Here is a 17,270-nt window from a genome sequence, read left to right on the forward strand (position 1 = left end):
CGGAGGGCTTCGTCGGGCAGATGTTCAAGATTCTCGGCCAGCATCTACCACCGCCCGCGGTTGCTCAGCCGCCATCGAACTGGGGCTCGGATGCGTGGCTGCACAAGCATTTCGATGACCGCGATTTTGTCGTACGCGTGACCCGCAGCCACTTCAATTTCCGCTACCGCTCGGCGGCGCATTTCATTGACATCTTTCGCCACTGGTACGGGCCGGTGCACAAGGCTTTTGCGGTGTTGTCGGCGGAGGCCGGACAGGCGCTGGAGGATGATCTGACGGAGTTGCTCAACCGGTCGAATCGCGCCGGGGAGGCGTCGCTGGTGGTGCCGAGTGAGTATCTGGAGGTGGTGATTACCAAGCGCTAGCCCACCTCGGATCTCCTGATCGATGAAGATCTCTGTGGGAGCGAGCCTGCTCGCGAAAGCGGTGTGCCAGCCAACCTTTATGTTGATGGAACCACCGCATTCGCGAGCAGGCTCGCTCCCACAGGGGATGTGCTTATTTCAAATGGCTGCGATCAAACCACTCCAGCGCCGTGCGCCAGATGCAGATCCCCAGGAAATAAGCCGACATCAGCAACCACAAGCCCATCACCAGCGGGTTGATCACCGGGTGATTGAGCACCAGTGACAGGCTGCACAACAGCCAGATCGCCGTCACCGCGATATTGATTGGCATGAAACGCCGCACGCGGAACGGGTGCAGGAATTTCATCCGCGTCACCGTCAGCAATGCCAGCCCGATCACGGTGAGAAAGGTAATCCACGGCCCCGGGCCAATGATGTACAGGCACAGCGCAACCACGTTCCAGGCCGCGGGGAAGCCGACAAAATAGTTGTCCTTGCTCTTCATGTTGACGTTGCAGAAACAGAACAGCGACGACACCAGAATCACCGACACCGTCAGCAACAGGGTGTAATCGGGCAGGGGAATGTAGCGGTAGATAAACAGTGCCGGGATGAATACATAAGTCAGGTAATCGATGACCAGATCAAGGATCGAACCGTCGAAACTCGGCAGCACCGATTGCACATTGACCTTGCGCGCCAGTGCGCCATCGAGGCCGTCGACAATCAGCGCCACGCCCAGCCACATCAGGCAATGAATCGGCTGGTTTTCCAGCAGGGCGAGGGTGGCGAGGAAGGCGGTGACCACGCCAGTCGCGGTAAAACCATGGGCGCCCCATGCTTTGAGCCTGGCGATGTGTACGGTGGATATCACGGGGGCGTTCTCCAGAAAGTGAAGCAAGCCGGGTATCGCCCATCGTCAGAAAGGGCGTCGGCAAACCGGGTCGGGTTGCAGCTATCGACCGGTTTGGCCGGGATAAGGTTCACCACCCATGAATCTTAGCTGGCTCGCGGAAAATTTCTCGAGTGCGATTTCATCGGTTACCCGGCGTCAGCCCAACGGTGCTGGCGCTATGGCTGCGTCGGTCTATCGTTGCCAGACGCAATCAGGCCGGAAAAGCCTTAGCGTCTGCACTCTGTTTAGCCAGCCCCAGCCAATTACTGGATGTGTCGTTACAAGCCCCGGCCGCTCCATCCGTCCGGGGCTTTTTGACCTCGATTGAATTTTTCCGCCGCCGTGTCGCTCTTCTGCATAACAGAACCCGTCTGCCATCGGTGTGCTCATGAACAGGAACCTCGACGATTACAACCGCATGCGTGATTTTTCCGCGACGTCGGAGCCGGCCGCAGTCAAGCGCTCGGGCCGTAAGTCGGCCAAGGATCATGCTTTGCAGTTCTGCATCCAGAAGCACGACGCTTCGCACCTGCATTACGACTTTCGCCTCGAACTCGACGGCGCCCTGAAGAGCTGGGCGGTGCCGAAGGGGCCGTCGCTGGACCCGTCGGTCAAGCGTCTGGCGATTCATGTCGAGGATCATCCGCTCGATTATGCGACGTTCGAAGGCAGCATTCCCGAGGGGCATTACGGCGCCGGTGATGTGATCGTCTGGGATCGCGGCGTGTGGATTCCGCTGGACGATCCGCACAAGGCCTATGCCAAGGGCCGACTGAAGTTCGAGCTTCAGGGCGAGAAGCTCGGCGGCGTTTGGAATCTGGTGCGTACGCACATGCCGGGCAAGAAAGAACAATGGTTCCTGATCAAGCATCAGGACAACGCCGCGCGACCGCAGGATGATTTCGACGTGCTGGTCGCCGAGCCCGACAGCGTGCTCAGTGAGCGCACGATTGTCGGCAAATCGGCGGCTGCTGCCGATAAAGCCAAACCGGTAAAAAAGGCCCCGGCCAAGCCGCGCAAGCAGGCGTCCGGGCAGCTCACCGGCGCGCGCAAGGCCAAGTTGCCGGCACTGATCAAGCCGGAACTGGCGACGCTGGTCGACAGCGCACCCGAAGGGCAGTGGAGCTACGAGATCAAGTTCGACGGCTACCGGATCATGGCGCGGATCGATCACGATGAGGTGCAGCTGTTCACCCGCAATGGCCACGACTGGACGCACAAACTCCCGCAGCAGGCCAAGGCACTGGCGGCGTTGGGTCTGGAATCGGCATGGCTGGACGGTGAAATGGTCGTGGCCAATGAGCAAGGCGTGCCGGACTTTCAGGCGTTGCAGAATGCTTTTGATGCCGGGCGCAGCGGCAACATTGTTTATTACCTGTTCGACGTGCCGTATCTGAATGGCGTCGACCTGCGGGACGTGCCGGTGGAAGAACGCCGCGCCGCGCTGAGCACCATCCTCGGCGCACAGAAAGAATCGTCAACGCTGCGCTTCTCCGAAGCCTTCGAAGAAACCCCGGACGCGCTGCTCAACAGCGCCTGCCAAATGCAGATGGAGGGCCTGATCGGCAAGCGGCTCGGCTCGCCTTATGTGTCGCGGCGCAGCGGCGACTGGATCAAGCTCAAGTGCAAACATCGCCAGGAATTCGTCATCGTCGGCTACACCGATCCGAAAGGCGCGCGCAGTGCCTTCGGTGCCTTGCTGCTCGGCCTGCACGACGCTGACAGCGGCGAGTTGCGCTATGCCGGCAAGGTCGGCACCGGTTTCAACGAAACCACATTGAAAAGCATCCTCGCCCAACTCAAGCCGTTGCAGACCAAAAGCGCCGCAGTGGTCAATCCGCCCAGCGGTTTCGAGGCCAAAGGTGTGCACTGGCTCAAACCCAAACTGCTGGCCGAAGTGGCATTCGCCGAGATGACCAAGGACGGCTCGGTGCGCCACGCCGTATTCCATGGTTTGCGCGATGACAAACCGGCCAAGGACATTACCGAGGAGCGAGCGAAGCCTGTGAAAGCTGCCAAGTACGAAAAGAACGAAAAAACCGAAAAGACCAAAACCGCCGACAAGCAGCCGGCAAAGAAAACCGCCGCCAGCAAAAAAGCCGAGACCGCACCGTCGCAATCAGGACTGGCCGGCGGCAAGGTACGCATTACCCACCCGGATCGGGTGATCGACGCCGTCAGCGGCACGACCAAAATGCAACTGGCGCAGTATTACGCCAGTGTCGCCGAATACATCCTGCCGCAACTCAAGGATCGCCCCGTGGCGTTGGTGCGTGCACCGGACGGCATTGCCGGCGAATTGTTCTTCCAAAAGAACGCCGAACGCCTGGCTATCCCGGGGATTACTGCACTAGACAAGGACATCACCGGCCAGCCAGTGATGATGATCAACAATCCCGAAGCGCTGGTCGGCGCGGTGCAGATGAGTACCGTCGAGCTGCACACCTGGAACGCTACAAAGGTGGATCTGGACAAGCCCGATCGTTTCGTCCTCGATCTCGACCCGGATCCGGCGCTGCCATGGAAAAGCATGGTTGAAGCCACCGCGCTGACCCTCACCGTGCTCGATGAGCTGGGCCTCAAAGCCTTCCTGAAAACCAGTGGCGGCAAAGGCATTCACTTGGTGGTGCCGTTGACGCGCAAGCATGGCTGGGACGAAGTGAAGGACTTCAGCCACGCCATCGTCAGCCATATGGCCAAGTTGCTGCCGGATCGTATTTCAGCGGTGTCCGGGCCGAAAAACCGCGTCGGGCGGATCTTCATCGATTACCTGCGCAACGGCCTCGGCGCCACCACCATTTGCGCCTACGCCGCACGGGCGCGGGAAGGCATGCCGGTGTCGGTGCCGCTGTACCGAGAGGAAGTCGCTGAAATCAAGGGCGGTAATCACTGGAACATCTACAACGTTCACGAGCGTCTGACCGAAGTCGGTGATGAGCCTTGGGCGGACATGAAGAAAACCCGCCAGACCATCACCGCCGAGATGCGCAAACGCGTCGGCATGAAAAAGTGATCAGGTGTCGCGCAGCAAGTCGTGGGCGTTGAGCAGTTCGAAGGCGATTTGCGGGTGGTTTTCCAAGCCCTTGCGAATCGCCGCCGGAATTGCCGCGCGAGTCTTGCGACACAGGCCTGGCAGCTCGTCGATCTGAATGGCGATACCGCGCATGGTGCGCACTTCGTTGAAACCGGGGGCGACGTCGACACGGATGCCGAGTTGCTCGTACATACGCTGTTGCAGGCGTTTGAGGTCGGCGAGGTCTTTGAGTTGTTCCAGGCGCGCCAGAAGAATTTTTTCCTCAGCGCGAGTCAAGCGCAGGATGCGCACATCCGCGCCGGGCGTTTCCAGCAACGGATCGCGCCCGCAGATGCAGGCGCCGGGAGGGCAGGGTGAGCGCAAGGGCACGGTCGTCGTCATGGCCTCCATCATAGAGGCCGTCGGACATGTTTGCCTATGCGCACTCAGCGGCCGTCCATCGGCCGCTGCGTCCCTCGTGCCTACTGCTGCACGCCTTCGTATTGCACCAGAATGGCGTTGGCCAGGTCTTCATCACTGGCGTTCAAGCCAGGGTTGGCCTGACGCACCTGTTGCAGTACCGACTCAAGATAAACCCCACGAATGGCCCCGCCGCTTGCAACGAACGCAGACACGTCGTCACGGGCCGGAATCACCATTTTGTCGTCCTTGAAGGTCGAGTACAGCGACGCGGACACACCTGCCGAAGTGGCGACATCACCCGCGTCAACGCGGGCCAGCGCCGAACCGACCGGCAGGCAAAGCATAAGAGAAGAAATCAGGACTAACTTGCGCATGACGTGTTCCTCCACAAGCGCTAAGCAAAAAGGGAAGGGACTACATAACCTCAGAGGTGAACGGCGCGCGGGAGTTCCGTAGGCCGCAAAAACGTAGCGGCGAGGAACCGGGCAAAACCGGCAAGGGTCTACCGCTTGCCTGTATTGCCGAGAATCGACCCATGCTCGTCAGAGTCAGCGACAACGTTGCCCAACCGGCAGATACGCGAATCGAAGCGCTTTTGCTCGCTGGATTTATCTGCCTGACCATCGCGCTCGGCCTGTTCCCGCGCAGCCGCGTCGACTGGCTATTGGAAAATATCCTGGCGTTGGCGCTGGTGTTGACCCTGCTGCTGGCGCATCGGCGTTTTCGCCTGTCGACGCTGTCGCTGGGGATGCTCTTCGCCTTCCTGTGCATTCATGAAGTCGGCGCGCATTACACCTATTCGCGGGTGCCTTACGATCAGTGGGGCACGCTGTTGGCCGGGGTGAGCGTCAACAAAGTGCTGGGTCTTGAACGCAATCACTATGATCGGCTGGTGCACCTTAGCTATGGATTGCTGCTGGTCTGGCCGATTCGCGAAGTGCTGCTGCGCCTGACGCCGTTGCGCGGCGCGTGGCTGGCGCTGTTGACCCTGAATGTAGTGCTGGCGACGTCGGCGTTGTACGAATTGATCGAATGGGTCGGCGGCGCTTACCTGGGCGACGACACTGGCCAGGCCTTCGTCGGTGCGCAGAATGATCCTTGGGATTCGCAGAAGGACATGGCCCTGGCGCTGTTCGGCGCCGGGCTGTCCTTGCTGGTATTGACGCGCTGGCGCCGAGCGCCGCGGTGAGGGATCAGATCACCCCACAGGCCATGCGATCACCGCCACCGCCCAGAGGCTTGGGCATGTCGGAATGGTTATCGCCGCCGGCGTGAATCATCAGGGCGTGGCCCTTGATCTCGGCGATCTTCTTCAGGCGCGGCGCCAGCACCGGGTAGTTGGCGACACCATCAGCCATCACATATACCGCCGGCAGATCGCCCAGATGCCCGTTGGCGTAAGGGCCAAGGTGCTTGCCGGTTTTCGCCGGATCGAAGTGTCCGCCAGCGGCCAGTGCTGCGCCTTTGACGCCATCCTTGGTGCCCGCTTCGCAGCTGCCGTTTTCATGGACATGGAAACCGTGAATACCCGCTGGCAACGATTTCAAGTCCGGGGTGAACAACAGGCCGTACGGCGTCTCGCTGACAGTGACCGAGCCGATCGCCTGCGGCGCGCCGTCGGCGCTGACCAGATTGATTGCGACTTTCTCCGTTGCTGCCTGTGCGGTGCCGATTGCCAACGTGCCGAGCAGACCAAACCACAGTGCGCGTTTCATAAGCGTTTCCTTCAGCTGCATGAATGTTCGAAGCGCTGGATTGATAGCCTGCCGGGGTTAACCGGCGATGAAGGCAGTATCCAGCGGCGCTGCAAGGTGTGACCGGGTTCACGCTTGAAAAGTTTTGCCGGATTCAAGTCGCCGCTGACATCAGCCGATACGCTCTGTGTCGGCAGTTCCCTGCACATAGGCTTAACTGAAATCCGACAAGCGCAATCCAGCGTGCCCACGGGAGATTCAACGGTGTCGATCAAACTGCGTTTGGTGTTGCTGATTGCGACCAGCCTGCTGACGGCGCTGATCGTGAGTCTGGTCAGCTACGTCGGCAACCTGCGAATGGCCACGGCGGTCGGCGATAACACGGTGAGCATGAGCGCGCTGCGCAATCACATGGAAGCGGACATGATGCACGACGCCCTGCGCGCCGATGTCTATTCGGCGATGCTGGTCGGCCTGGGCAAAAGCACCGCCACCGCCACCGAGGTGCGCGATTCGCTCACCGAGCACGCCGGGCATTTTCGTGAAGTGCTGGATGACAACCTGAAGCTGCCGATCAACCCGCAGTTGCGCACGGCGCTGGAGCAGATCAAGCCGAGCCTCGATACCTACATCAAATCCGCCGAGCAGATCGTCGGCGTGGCGCTGGACAAGCCGGATGCCGCCCAACAGCAGCTCGGCACGTTCAATAGCGCGTTTACTCAGCTCGAAGAGCAGATGGGCGCGCTCAGCGAACTGATCGAAAACAACACCCTGCACACCAGCGAAGGCACCGAAGCGGCCATCCGCCACGCCAATCTTGCGCTGGCAGTGGTGCTGGTCGTCAGTCTGTTGCTGCTGCTGATTCAGGGGCGCTGGGTGATCCTGAGTATCATGGGGCCGCTCAAATCCGCCAGCCGCATCGCTGAAAGCATTGCCCATGGCAATCTCAGCGAACCAATTGTCGAGCCCGCCGGCAAGGACGAAGCCAGCGTTTTGATACGCACATTGGCGACCATGCAGCGCGATTTGCGCAACATGATTGACGTGGTCCGGCGCAACGCTCACGGCGTCAGTGGCATGAGCGAGCAGCTCAGCCAGGGCTGCCATCAGGTCGCCGACAGCAGCCAGCAGCAAAGCGTTGCCGCCGGCACCATGGCGGCCGCCGCCAGCCAGATGACCGCCAGTATCGAAGAAATCACCCGCCACGCCGAACGTGCCCTGAGCATGGCCAATCAGGCCGAAAACCTGGCCAAGGAGGGTGGCGGGGTGATTCATCAAGTGGTCAGCGACATGGACGACATCGCCCGCTCGGCACAGCAGTCGGCGCAGGTGATCCGCACGCTGGATCAGGAATCCGAGGCAATCTTCAACATCATTCAGGTGATCAAGAGCATCGCCGACCAGACCAACCTGCTGGCGCTCAACGCGGCGATCGAGGCAGCGCGGGCGGGTGAACAGGGCCGTGGTTTTGCCGTGGTCGCCGATGAAGTGCGCAGTCTGGCCGCACGCACCAGCGCTTCGACCCAGGAAATCGCCGCCATGGTCGCGCGCATCCAGAACAGCACGCGCGAGGCGGTCAGCAGCATGGAGGCGGGCGTGGCGCAGGTCGACAAGGGCATGGCGGTGACGGCGGAAGTCGAGCGGGCGATTCGCGAGATCCTCGACGCCACGCTGAACACCACGCAACTGGTCAACGACATCACCCGCACGATTGGCGAACAGAGCCAGGCCAGTAACGAGATCGCCCATCAGGTGGAAATGATTGCGGGAATGAGCGAGGGCAATAGCCGGGTGATCGGGCAGACGGCGACGACTACGGATGAGTTGTCGAATCTGGCGGGGCAGTTGGCGCGGTCGGTGGATCGGTTTCGGTTGTGATGTTGAGGTAGACCAGCTGGTTTTCCATTGCCTGAGCCAGCGCTTTCGCGAGCGGGCTCGCTCCCACAAGGTTCGCCAGTGTCGAGTCCTTTGTGGGAGCGAGCCTGCTCGCGAATAGGCCAGCTCGGGCAACACTGAATCAGGCCAATGTGCCCTCAATCAAAACCTGAACGCCTGCCGCCCAACCAACAACCATTTCCCACCCTGTTTCTGCCAGATCTGGAAATTCTCGATCTCGGTCGGAATCACCTCGGTCCCTTTCAACGCCTGTGCGGAGAAGTGGTGGCGCACTAATGCGGTATCGCCGGACATCGTGATGGTCTGCTTTTGCATCTCCAGGGTCTTGAATGCGCTGCGGCCGGTTTCGATGTCGGCGATGAATTCCTGCTTGTCCTGAATCTTGCCGCTGGAGTGGCCGTAGGTCAGGTTCGGCGCGGTCAGAGCGTTCAACTCGGCGATGTCTTTATGCAGCATCGCCTGAGTCAGGTGATCAACTGCTTGGGCAACGTCCTTTTCCGCTGGGGCAGGGGCGGCCATGGCACAGGCGCTGAACGCGCAGAACAAGCCAATGAGGAGGCAGGATTTGGTCATGTTGGTTCCTTGTTGTTATTGGGTTTGGATGACTGGTTTATTTCGTCAGTCATCGTACAACTTAGCAGGTAATTTTCTGCATGAACAACGAGCGGTTGGCACTGATTTATCAAGTTGCGAAGCACATCGCGCAAAAAAGTTTGCAGGCCGATGCCTGATCGCCATCATGTTTGGTGCCCGATGGCCGATAAGCCCCTGAGCGGAAAAAGACGTTCAAGTCGGGAACAGACGCGCGGGTTCGCCCTGACGTGATATTCTCCGCGCCAAATTTGCTTTGACTTAATTCGGTTGGCTGGCCTTTCGGGCGGGCCGACGGGATCCCTGTCGCTCAAGCAGCTGAAGCCAATAACGATAAGAAGTCAGTTCAGAAGGGACATTAACTGAGGTCGATGCCACATGTCGGCCTTGTGTGCCCACCCGTCAATATTGAAGTGTGCCGGATTGCGCGACGCCAGCCTGAGCGTCAACACAGCGCAACGCAGACTGATAACAACGACGGGCGGAAGGCGTTTTATCATAGGTGCAACAGATGTTTAAGAAAGTGAACACAGCCTTGCTCGGTCTGGCTTTGGCGATGGGGATGTCGTCTGCCAATGCTGCCGAAGCCAAGAAAGTTGACGTCCTGCTGATCGGCGGCGGCATCATGAGCACCACCCTGGGTGTGTGGATCAATGAGCTGGAACCGACCTGGTCGATGGAAATGGTCGAGCGCCTCGATGGCGTCGCCCTGGAAAGCTCCAACGGCTGGAACAACGCCGGTACCGGTCACTCGGCTCTTGCCGAGCTGAACTACACCCCGGAAGACGACAAGGGCAACGTAACGATCCCGAAAGCTGTCGAGATCAACGAAGCGTTCCAGGTTTCCCGTCAATTCTGGGCCTGGCAGGTTCAGCAGGGCGTGCTGAAGAACCCTCGCTCGTTCATCAACACCACACCGCACATGAGCTTCGTGTGGGGCGATGACAACATCAAGTTCCTGAAAAAGCGCTACGAAGCCCTGCAGGCGAGCCCGCTGTTCGCCGGCATGCAGTACTCCGAAGACCCGGCGGTGATCAAGAAGTGGGTACCGCTGATGATGGAAGGGCGTGACCCGAACCAGAAAATCGCGGCCACCTGGAGCCCGCTGGGTACGGACATGAACTTCGGCGAAATCACCCGCCAGTTCGCCGCTCACCTGCAAACCAAACCCAACTTCGATCTGAAGCTGTCGAGCGAAGTCGAAGACATCACCAAGAACGCCGACGGCACCTGGCGTGTGAGCTACAAAAACCTCAAGGACGGCAGCAAGACCGAAACCGACGCCAAGTTCGTGTTCATCGGCGCTGGCGGCGGTGCCCTGCACCTGCTGCAGAAGTCGGGCATTCCGGAAGCCAAGGAATACGCAGGCTTCCCGGTTGGCGGTTCGTTCCTGGTGACCGAGAACCCGACGATTGCCGAGCAACACCTGGCCAAGGCCTACGGCAAGGCTTCGGTTGGCGCGCCACCGATGTCGGTTCCGCACTTGGACACCCGTGTTCTGGATGGCAAGCGCGTCATTCTGTTTGGCCCGTTCGCGACCTTCAGCACCAAGTTCCTCAAGGAAGGTTCGTACTTCGACCTGCTGACCAGCACCACCACCCACAACATCTGGCCAATGACCAAGGTCGGCATCAAGGAATACCCGCTGGTCGAGTACCTTGCCGGTCAGTTGATGCTGTCGGATGAAGACCGTCTGAACGCGCTGAAGGAGTACTTCCCGAACGCCAAAGCCGAAGACTGGCGTCTGTGGCAAGCCGGCCAGCGCGTGCAGATCATCAAGCGTGATGAAGCCGCTGGTGGCGTGCTGAAGCTGGGCACCGAGATCGTTGCTTCGCAAGACGGCTCGATCGCCGGCCTGCTGGGCGCATCGCCGGGCGCGTCGACCGCTGCACCGATCATGCTGAGCGTGCTGCAGAAAGTCTTCAAAGACAAAGTCGCATCCCCTGAGTGGCAGACCAAGCTGCACCAGATCGTGCCGAGCTACGGCACCCAGCTGAACAGCGATCCGGCCAAAGTGGCTGCAGAGTGGGCTTACACCGCGAAAATCCTCGAACTGCCGACGCCTCCAGCGATCGGTCAGGTAGCTGCTCCGGCGGCACCTGCGGCTGACAAAGCCGTAGCGCCGAAGGAAAACGCTGCACGTGACATGGCTCTGTAAGCAGAACCCTGACACACAAAAACCCACTGAACCGGCGACGGTCAGTGGGTTTTTTTATGCAGGGTGGATTCAGGCTTTTGCGGACGCGAGATAGGCACCGAGGCGCCGACCCATTTCTTCGCCCAGTGCCTGCAAGCCGCTCAGCGGCCGCACCATCACTTCGAACTCGACAATCTTGCCGTGTTCATCGAAGCGAATCATGTCGATGCCCTTGAGTTCCTTGCTGCCGACCCTGGCGCTGAATTCGAGAATCACATTCAGGCCATCCGCCGTCGCCAACTCGCGGTGATAGGCGAAATCTTCAAAGACTTCGAACACGGTGTTGAGGATCATCGCCACCACCGGCGCGCCGGGGTAGGGCGTGTGGGCCATGGGCGAGCGGAACACAGCTTGCGGATCGAGCAGTTCGGGCAGGGCTTTGAGATTGCCGCTGCGGATCATCCCGTGCCAGCGCTCGAGGGACGCGGCGACGTTGGGCTGCAAGGCGAGGTCGGGCATGGTCACTCCGGTTTTTTATTGTTGTCGGTCGGCATGACTGTAGATCAACCGCGCCGAAAGTGGATCCTCAAGTCTCAGCCTGAATACCGCTTCATGCCCGAAGCGGATCAGATGCGCATCTGATCCGTATTTTTCTGTTTCATCTGCCTCTGTATTCAGTACAGCCACAGGCTCAGAATGCCCCGGCAGTGTGGCCAATCACCCTCCGACCTCATCCCGCAGCGTCCGGTGCACCGCACACCCAGCCTCAAGGAGCGCAACATGTACAAGATGGCGATTTTTCTCGGCGGCTTTCTGACCTTGACCATTCTGATCGGCGTGCTGGCGACGATCTCTCCAGTCTGATCCGCACGCAGCTTTTTCGAACTCTGCCGATCTCCTGCTTTCAGTTGCAGAACAGGGCCAGCACGCGCCCGTCACTGAAAGTTCGAGGAGTGAAACATGCGTACGACAACCTCACAGGGACGTTGGGTTCCTATCGGTTTGATGGTCGCCGCATTGACCGGTTGCGCCATGAGCAACACCGATTCGCCGGTGCAGACACCCGGCCAGGCCAAGGCGTCCGACACGGAAATGCTCGAAGTCGGCGCACAGTGGTTGCAGGACAAACCGCCGATCCGCGCGTTGAACATGTACCTCGATGGTTTCCATTTTTACAACGGTCATCCCGGCGCGCAGATGGAAGCGCACCACTACTGCTCGGCGCTCAACGAAGAAGTGTTCCAGTGTGTGATCTACGACGGCAACACCGCTGAAGCCAAGCTGATGGGCGTCGAATACATCATCAGCCAGCGCCTGTTCACGCAATTGCCGGCAAAAGAGAAAGCCTTGTGGCACAGCCACGCTCACGAAGTCAGTTCTGGCCAGTTGGTCGCGCCGGGCATCCCGCAAGTGGCAGAAACGCGCTTGATGGAAAAACTCGCCAATACCTACGGCAAGACCTGGCACACCTGGCACACCGATCAGGACAAGCAACTGCCGCTGGGCGTGCCGCAGCTGATGATGGGCTTTACCGCTGACGGTCAGGCCGATGCGCAAATGATCCGCCAGCGCGATCGGCGTCTTGGCATTGATAGCGCCGAAAAGAAAAAGGCCCGCGCCGAGATCAAACCGGCGCCTGTCGCAACGGGGGCTGATGCGTGGCAGAAGGGTAATGTCATCCAGCTCAACGACCCGACCGGCCATCAACACGTCATGCCGCGCCCGGCCACGCCAAGCGATGAGAATGCCCGGAGTCAGCCGTGATTTACGGCGCGCCGAACAGCATCGTCCAGTAAACGCCGTCGTCGCTGCGCGCTTCGCTGGCGAAGCCGGCGCCGACCTGAGTGAACATCGGGTTCATCAGGTTGGCGCAGTGGCCCGGGCTGGCCAGCCAGCCGGCCATGGCTTTGCCTGGTGAGCTTTGCCCGGCAGCGATATTTTCCCCGACCTGGCGGCCGCGATAACCGGCAGCACGGGCGCGGTCGGCCGGCATGTCACCGTCGGGATCGCGGTGGGCGAAATAATTGCCGTAAGCCATGGCTTTGCTGTGGCCCTGAGCCGCTGCGCCGAGGGCGGCATTCCAGCTCAATGGCCGCGCGGCGGCAAAGCGCTGGCGGCCGCACATACGCGGCCGGGCGCGGGCAGCGTTGACCTCGGCGAGCAGCGCCTTGCCGACGCTGCGGTTGTCACCGACGCGGCTGTCGAGCACCGGTTGCGCCAGCACCACCTGCCATTGATTGCGCGAATGGCTGATGCCGATGTCGGCGTAGTTCGCATCCAGCAAGGCGCCGCAATAATCGCTCTGCAACTGATCGAAGGCCTCGTCGGCGTCTTCGGCTCCGATAATGCGGATGCTGCGCACCGTGATTGCTGAATAGCCGGAAGACTTCAACGCCTCGCGCATGCCGCCGCCGTAGCGATAGCCGATCGGCAAGGCCAGATTCGATTTCAAAGCCAAAGGCGCCAGACGCTGCGCAGGGCGACGGTCGCAGCGCTGCGGATGGGCGCGGTAATCATTGATGGCGGCCACCAGCTCGCGCTCCGCACTGGCGTGGGCGGATTCAGTGAACAAAGGAAACAGGATCAGCAGGCACAGAGAAACGAAGCGAGACGAACGAACGGCGTGGCGCATGGGACGGACAGCTCTGAAAGGGGACAGCGCTAGAGTGAGGGAGCCGTGTGTGGCGGCGCGGATAGGACTGGGTTTTTTGGACTTGGTTCAGTGGCGGCAATGCAATTGAATTGCTGTTGTTTGAACCGCTGCCTTCGCGAGCAGGCTCGCTCCCACATCGCGCTTACGGCGTACTCGGAACAACTGTGGGAGCGAGCCTGCTCGCGAAGACGCCGCCCCGGTCGACCCCTCTATCACTGGCAAACAACCACTAGCGATTCAACACATCCCCCATCCACCGCAAATACTCCCCCCGCTCGGAAATGGAGTTATGCCCCGAGTCCGGCACCACCTTCAGCGTCGCCACGCCCGCAGGAAAACTCTCGAACAAGCGCTGCGTGCTGCTGCGCCCAATCACGTCGTCATCGCTGGCCGCCAACAGCAATGTCGGCGTGCGGATATGCGCCGCGTACTTGCCCGATTCAAAACGATCCTTGAGCAACCATTTCACCGGCACCCATGGGTATTGCCGTGCGGCGATTTCCTCGAGGCTGTTGAACGGCGTCACCAGAATCAGATTCTGCACCGGCCGCTGACTGACCAGGCGCACCGCTACCCCCGAACCGAGGCTGCGTCCAATGACTGCAATCTGCGGGTGGCTGGCATAGACCTGATCGAACAGTGCCAGCGCATCTTCGGCAATCGCGGCTTCGGATGGCGAGCCGGTGCTGCCAGCAAAGCCTCGGTAATGCAGGAAATACAGCGCGTAGCCAGGAAACGCCTCAGTGAATTCCGGCAGATTGCGCGAGACGTCCTCGGCATTGCCGCCGAAATAGATCAGCGCGCGCGATCCGCTGCGCTCTCGAGTTGTCACCCAGACCTCGGCATCCGGCATCGACAGTTTCATTCGCGAGTCCGCTGCAACCACGGCGGCAGGCTGGGGAAACCAGATCAGCGAGCGCTGAAACACGAACAGCGCGGCGCACAGCACCAGGTACACGGCAATGATGAAAACGACGAGTGACATCAGGGTTCGGGACATTCGGCTACTTTTAACGGGGAGAAAGGTTGGCTGTGGCAGTGTAGTTCAGCGACTGCGCCTGACAGCCGGCGCACACACCGTGCAACAGATCCGCGCAGCAGGAGGACTCGCATGCGCCACACTGAGGGTTACTCACGTCGCCGCTTGCTCACGCTGGCTGCCCAAGCTGCGGCGCTGCTCACCATTGATCGGGCATTGGCCGGCAGCGTAGCGCCGACCGCCACTGCGCCGCCCACGGCAGGAGACCAGACCATGCAGACCCGCGCCATCCCTTCCAGCTCCGAGGCACTGCCCATGGTCGGGTTGGGCACCTATCGCGGTTTCGACGTCGCGCCGGGCGATCCGGTTTACCGGCAGTTGCCCGCCGTCCTCGAAGCGCTGTTCAGGAAGGGCGGCACGCTGATCGACAGCTCACCCATGTACGGCCGCGCCGAGCAGACCACCGGTGAACTGCTGTCGATTCACGAACCGCGCTCGCCGGCGTTCCTCGCCACCAAGGTGTGGACGCGCGGGCGCGAGGAGGGCATCGCGCAGATGGAGCAGTCGTTCAGACTGCTGCAAACCGAGCGCATCGACCTGATGCAGATTCACAACCTGCTCGACTGGCAAACCCACTTGCCGACCCTGCGCGAATGGCAGGAGCAGGGGCGGATTCGCTACATCGGCATCACCCATTACACCTCGTCGGCCTATGACGATGTCGAAGCGGTGCTGAAAGCCGAGAAGCTGGATTTTCTGCAGATCAACTACGCCCTCGATGATCGTGCGGTCGAGAAACGCATCCTGCCGCTGTGCCGCGAGCGTGGGGTGGCGGTGATTTGCAATCGGCCGTTTGGCGGCGGTGGTTTGCTCGCCCGGCTCAAAGGCAAGTCGCTGCCGGCGTGGGTCTCGGATGTGCAGGTCAACAGCTGGCCGCAACTGGCACTGAAATTTCTCCTGGCGCATCCGGCGGTGACCTGCGTGATTCCCGGCACCAGCAATCCGCGCTACATGGTTGACAACGCCGGAGCCGGTTTTGGGCCGATGCTGACCGATGCGCAGCGGCATCAGTTGATTGCGTTGCTGGGCTGAGCCGGGTCAACCGCGATAGCGCAACGCCTCCAGCAACAACGCAAACGCTGGCGCTGCCTGGCGCCGGCTCGGGTAGTACAGGTGATAACCGGAAAATGTCGGGCACCAGTCTCCCAGCACCTGGACCAGGCGACCGTCCGCCAGAAAGGGCGCGACGACGTTTTCCGGGATGTAGCTCAGCCCGAAACCGTCCAGCGCGGCGTCGAGCAATGGGTACACGCCATTCAGGGTGATCTGCCCGGCAACGCGCACCTTCAGGCTTTCACCGTCCTTTTCGAACTCCCACGAATACAGCCCGCCATTGGTTGGCAGGCGCAGGTTGTTACAGGCGTGGTCGGTCAGGTCGCGCGGGGTTTGCGGCGGATCGCGCCGGGCGAAATAGGCGGGGGAGCCGACTACGGCCATGCGCATGTCTGGACCGATACGGGTGGCGATCATGCCTTGGGCGACGTCTTCGCCCAGGCGCACACCGGCATCGAAGCCCTGGCCGGCGATGTCGACGAAACCATAGTCACAGCAAACCTCGACGGACACATCCGGGTACTGCGGCAGGAAATCCTGCAACACCGGACGCAGGATCCAGTTCAGCGAATGGTCGGTGGCGCTGATGCGGATCTTGCCCGCCGGGGTTTCACGCAGGTTGCTCAGGGCGGCCAGTTCCACCTCGATTTCCTCGAAGCGCGGGCCGATGGTTTGCAGCAAATGTTCGCCGGCCTCGGTCGGCGACACGCTGCGCGTGGTGCGGGTCAGCAGGCGCAGGCCGAGTCGCGCCTCGAGACTGCGAATGGTGTGGCTGAGCGCCGATTGCGACACGCCGAGTTTGGCTGCGGCCTTGGTGAAACTGCGTTCACGGGCGACGGCGAGAAAGGCGAGCAGGTCGGTGGCGTTTTCCCGAAGCATTGATGATTGTCCTGCATAAGTTTTTTCGGATTCTAGTCGATTATCCAAAGAGTGCGGATCGCTACAGTGGTTGCATCATTTATTGGAGGAAATGCCATGAACCCGATTGCCGCTTCCGCACTGACGCTCTCGCTGCTGGCTGGTGAGGTGCAGGCCACCGAAAATCCCCGTGTCACGGTCACACCGAATGGCTCGCAACCGTCGGCCAAAGGCCCTGCTGACTGGTTTACCGGCACGGTGCGGGTGGATGCGCCGTTCAAAGGCACCGATGAGGCGCGGATCAGCGGCGCGACCGTGACGTTCGAGCCGGGCGCGCGCACTGCATGGCATACCCATCCGCTGGGGCAGACATTGATCGTCACCTCGGGGGCAGGCTTCGTGCAGGAGTGGGGCCAGCCGGTGCGTGAAATCCGCTCGGGCGATACCGTGTGGATTGCCCCGGGCGCCAAACATTGGCACGGGGCAGCACCGACGACGGCGATGAGTCATATCGCGATCGCCGAAGTGCTGGATGGCAAGGTGGTGGACTGGATGGAGCAGGTCAGTGATGAGCAATATCCAAAGTTCGAGTGAAACCGCGCCCCTCACCCCAGCCCTCTCCCGAGGGAGAGGGAGCCGATTGGGGGATGCTCGAGACGTTCGGCATTCTG

General features: G+C 60.8%; 16 protein-coding genes and 1 pseudogene. 8 read left to right on the plus strand and 9 right to left on the minus strand.

What is annotated here, in order from left to right:
- Positions 1-365 (plus strand): annotated as a pseudogene (locus D8U71_RS13640) (SAM-dependent methyltransferase); the annotation flags it as partial.
- Between the two features lie 133 nt (positions 366-498).
- On the opposite strand, the gene pcsA reads toward D8U71_RS13640, so the two are convergent.
- A complete protein-coding gene (gene pcsA, locus D8U71_RS13650; protein WP_016775154.1) occupies positions 499-1,221 on the minus strand; it encodes a phosphatidylcholine synthase in 723 nt (240 codons plus the stop codon).
- Positions 1,222-1,630: 409 nt separating this feature from the next.
- On the opposite strand from pcsA, the gene ligD reads away from it, so the two are divergent.
- Positions 1,631-4,255, plus strand: a complete 2,625-nt coding sequence (gene ligD, locus D8U71_RS13655) for a DNA ligase D (RefSeq protein ID WP_130887967.1) — start codon at positions 1,631-1,633, stop codon at positions 4,253-4,255.
- On the opposite strand, the gene D8U71_RS13660 is transcribed toward ligD, so the two are convergent.
- The gene (locus D8U71_RS13660; RefSeq protein WP_174823844.1) at positions 4,256-4,657 is read right to left on the minus strand and encodes a hypothetical protein; all 402 of its coding nucleotides are present in this window, start codon (positions 4,655-4,657) and stop codon (positions 4,256-4,258) included.
- Positions 4,658-4,737: 80 nt separating this feature from the next.
- On the minus strand, positions 4,738-5,052 hold the full coding sequence (locus tag D8U71_RS13665) for a DUF2388 domain-containing protein (RefSeq protein ID WP_016775151.1): 315 nt from the start codon (positions 5,050-5,052) through the stop codon (positions 4,738-4,740).
- A 161-nt stretch (positions 5,053-5,213) separates the two neighbouring features.
- Between D8U71_RS13665 and D8U71_RS13670 the strand changes: the two genes are divergently transcribed.
- The gene (locus D8U71_RS13670) at positions 5,214-5,867 is read left to right on the plus strand and encodes a DUF2238 domain-containing protein (RefSeq protein ID WP_130887968.1); all 654 of its coding nucleotides are present in this window, start codon (positions 5,214-5,216) and stop codon (positions 5,865-5,867) included.
- A gap of 4 nt (positions 5,868-5,871) precedes the next feature.
- On the opposite strand, the gene sodC is transcribed toward D8U71_RS13670, so the two are convergent.
- Positions 5,872-6,393 (minus strand): superoxide dismutase family protein, encoded by a 522-nt coding sequence (sodC, locus tag D8U71_RS13675; RefSeq protein WP_110600990.1) that lies wholly within the window; start codon positions 6,391-6,393, stop codon positions 5,872-5,874.
- Between the two features lie 243 nt (positions 6,394-6,636).
- Here sodC and D8U71_RS13680 point away from each other — a divergent pair, with 243 nt between their 5' ends.
- Complete coding sequence (locus tag D8U71_RS13680) at positions 6,637-8,250, plus strand: methyl-accepting chemotaxis protein (protein ID WP_130887969.1); 1,614 nt, start codon at positions 6,637-6,639, stop codon at positions 8,248-8,250.
- 159 nt (positions 8,251-8,409) lie between these two features.
- On the opposite strand, the gene D8U71_RS13685 is transcribed toward D8U71_RS13680, so the two are convergent.
- Positions 8,410-8,841 (minus strand): nuclear transport factor 2 family protein, encoded by a 432-nt coding sequence (locus D8U71_RS13685; protein WP_024013304.1) that lies wholly within the window; start codon positions 8,839-8,841, stop codon positions 8,410-8,412.
- Between the two features lie 529 nt (positions 8,842-9,370).
- Between D8U71_RS13685 and mqo the strand changes: the two genes are divergently transcribed.
- Positions 9,371-11,017, plus strand: coding sequence for a malate dehydrogenase (quinone) (gene mqo / locus D8U71_RS13690; protein WP_024013303.1), 1,647 nt, complete (start codon positions 9,371-9,373; stop codon positions 11,015-11,017).
- Positions 11,018-11,086: 69 nt separating this feature from the next.
- On the opposite strand, the gene D8U71_RS13695 is transcribed toward mqo, so the two are convergent.
- On the minus strand, positions 11,087-11,515 hold the full coding sequence (locus D8U71_RS13695) for a nuclear transport factor 2 family protein (protein WP_024013302.1): 429 nt from the start codon (positions 11,513-11,515) through the stop codon (positions 11,087-11,089).
- 486 nt (positions 11,516-12,001) lie between these two features.
- Here D8U71_RS13695 and D8U71_RS13705 point away from each other — a divergent pair, with 486 nt between their 5' ends.
- Complete coding sequence (locus D8U71_RS13705) at positions 12,002-12,760, plus strand: OBAP family protein (protein ID WP_016775145.1); 759 nt, start codon at positions 12,002-12,004, stop codon at positions 12,758-12,760.
- Between the two features lies 1 nt (position 12,761).
- Here the strand turns inward: D8U71_RS13705 and D8U71_RS13710 are convergent, their stop codons facing one another.
- Together D8U71_RS13710 and D8U71_RS13715 are read right to left on the minus strand one after the other, a co-directional pair.
- Positions 12,762-13,628, minus strand: a complete 867-nt coding sequence (locus tag D8U71_RS13710) for a CAP domain-containing protein (RefSeq protein WP_125926928.1) — start codon at positions 13,626-13,628, stop codon at positions 12,762-12,764.
- A 250-nt stretch (positions 13,629-13,878) separates the two neighbouring features.
- Positions 13,879-14,649 carry an alpha/beta fold hydrolase gene (locus D8U71_RS13715; protein ID WP_125926929.1) on the minus strand — a complete coding sequence of 257 codons (771 nt, stop codon included), beginning with the start codon at positions 14,647-14,649 and terminating at the stop codon, positions 13,879-13,881.
- Positions 14,650-14,760: 111 nt separating this feature from the next.
- Between D8U71_RS13715 and D8U71_RS13720 the strand changes: the two genes are divergently transcribed.
- Complete coding sequence (locus tag D8U71_RS13720; RefSeq protein ID WP_177434906.1) at positions 14,761-15,720, plus strand: aldo/keto reductase; 960 nt, start codon at positions 14,761-14,763, stop codon at positions 15,718-15,720.
- A gap of 6 nt (positions 15,721-15,726) precedes the next feature.
- Here D8U71_RS13720 and D8U71_RS13725 read toward each other — a convergent pair whose 3' ends face one another.
- Positions 15,727-16,620 (minus strand): LysR family transcriptional regulator, encoded by an 894-nt coding sequence (locus tag D8U71_RS13725; RefSeq protein WP_125926930.1) that lies wholly within the window; start codon positions 16,618-16,620, stop codon positions 15,727-15,729.
- A gap of 96 nt (positions 16,621-16,716) precedes the next feature.
- Between D8U71_RS13725 and D8U71_RS13730 the strand changes: the two genes are divergently transcribed.
- Positions 16,717-17,193, plus strand: coding sequence for a cupin domain-containing protein (locus tag D8U71_RS13730; protein WP_125926931.1), 477 nt, complete (start codon positions 16,717-16,719; stop codon positions 17,191-17,193).
- Positions 17,194-17,270 lie beyond the last annotated feature (77 nt).

This window comes from Pseudomonas sp. Sample_21 (assembly GCF_004307525.1).
In the GTDB taxonomy this organism is placed as follows: domain Bacteria; phylum Pseudomonadota; class Gammaproteobacteria; order Pseudomonadales; family Pseudomonadaceae; genus Aquipseudomonas; species Aquipseudomonas atacamensis.

Excerpts from the sequence above, each read along its gene's own strand:
- D8U71_RS13660 (WP_174823844.1), bottom strand. The coding sequence starts at position 4,657 with ATGACGACGACCGTGCCCTTGCGCTCACCCTGCCCTCCCGGCGCCTGC.
- D8U71_RS13705 (WP_016775145.1), top strand. The coding sequence starts at position 12,002 with ATGGTCGCCGCATTGACCGGTTGCGCCATGAGCAACACCGATTCGCCG.
- D8U71_RS13715 (WP_125926929.1), bottom strand. The coding sequence starts at position 14,649 with ATGTCCCGAACCCTGATGTCACTCGTCGTTTTCATCATTGCCGTGTAC.
- ligD (WP_130887967.1), top strand. The coding sequence starts at position 1,631 with ATGAACAGGAACCTCGACGATTACAACCGCATGCGTGATTTTTCCGCG.
- D8U71_RS13665 (WP_016775151.1), bottom strand. The coding sequence starts at position 5,052 with ATGCGCAAGTTAGTCCTGATTTCTTCTCTTATGCTTTGCCTGCCGGTC.
- D8U71_RS13685 (WP_024013304.1), bottom strand. The coding sequence starts at position 8,841 with ATGACCAAATCCTGCCTCCTCATTGGCTTGTTCTGCGCGTTCAGCGCC.
- D8U71_RS13730 (WP_125926931.1), top strand. The coding sequence starts at position 16,717 with ATGAACCCGATTGCCGCTTCCGCACTGACGCTCTCGCTGCTGGCTGGT.
- D8U71_RS13670 (WP_130887968.1), top strand. The coding sequence starts at position 5,214 with ATGCTCGTCAGAGTCAGCGACAACGTTGCCCAACCGGCAGATACGCGA.
- D8U71_RS13725 (WP_125926930.1), bottom strand. The coding sequence starts at position 16,620 with ATGCTTCGGGAAAACGCCACCGACCTGCTCGCCTTTCTCGCCGTCGCC.
- D8U71_RS13720 (WP_177434906.1), top strand. The coding sequence starts at position 14,761 with ATGCGCCACACTGAGGGTTACTCACGTCGCCGCTTGCTCACGCTGGCT.
- D8U71_RS13710 (WP_125926928.1), bottom strand. The coding sequence starts at position 13,628 with ATGCGCCACGCCGTTCGTTCGTCTCGCTTCGTTTCTCTGTGCCTGCTG.
- D8U71_RS13695 (WP_024013302.1), bottom strand. The coding sequence starts at position 11,515 with ATGCCCGACCTCGCCTTGCAGCCCAACGTCGCCGCGTCCCTCGAGCGC.
- mqo (WP_024013303.1), top strand. The coding sequence starts at position 9,371 with ATGTTTAAGAAAGTGAACACAGCCTTGCTCGGTCTGGCTTTGGCGATG.
- sodC (WP_110600990.1), bottom strand. The coding sequence starts at position 6,393 with ATGAAACGCGCACTGTGGTTTGGTCTGCTCGGCACGTTGGCAATCGGC.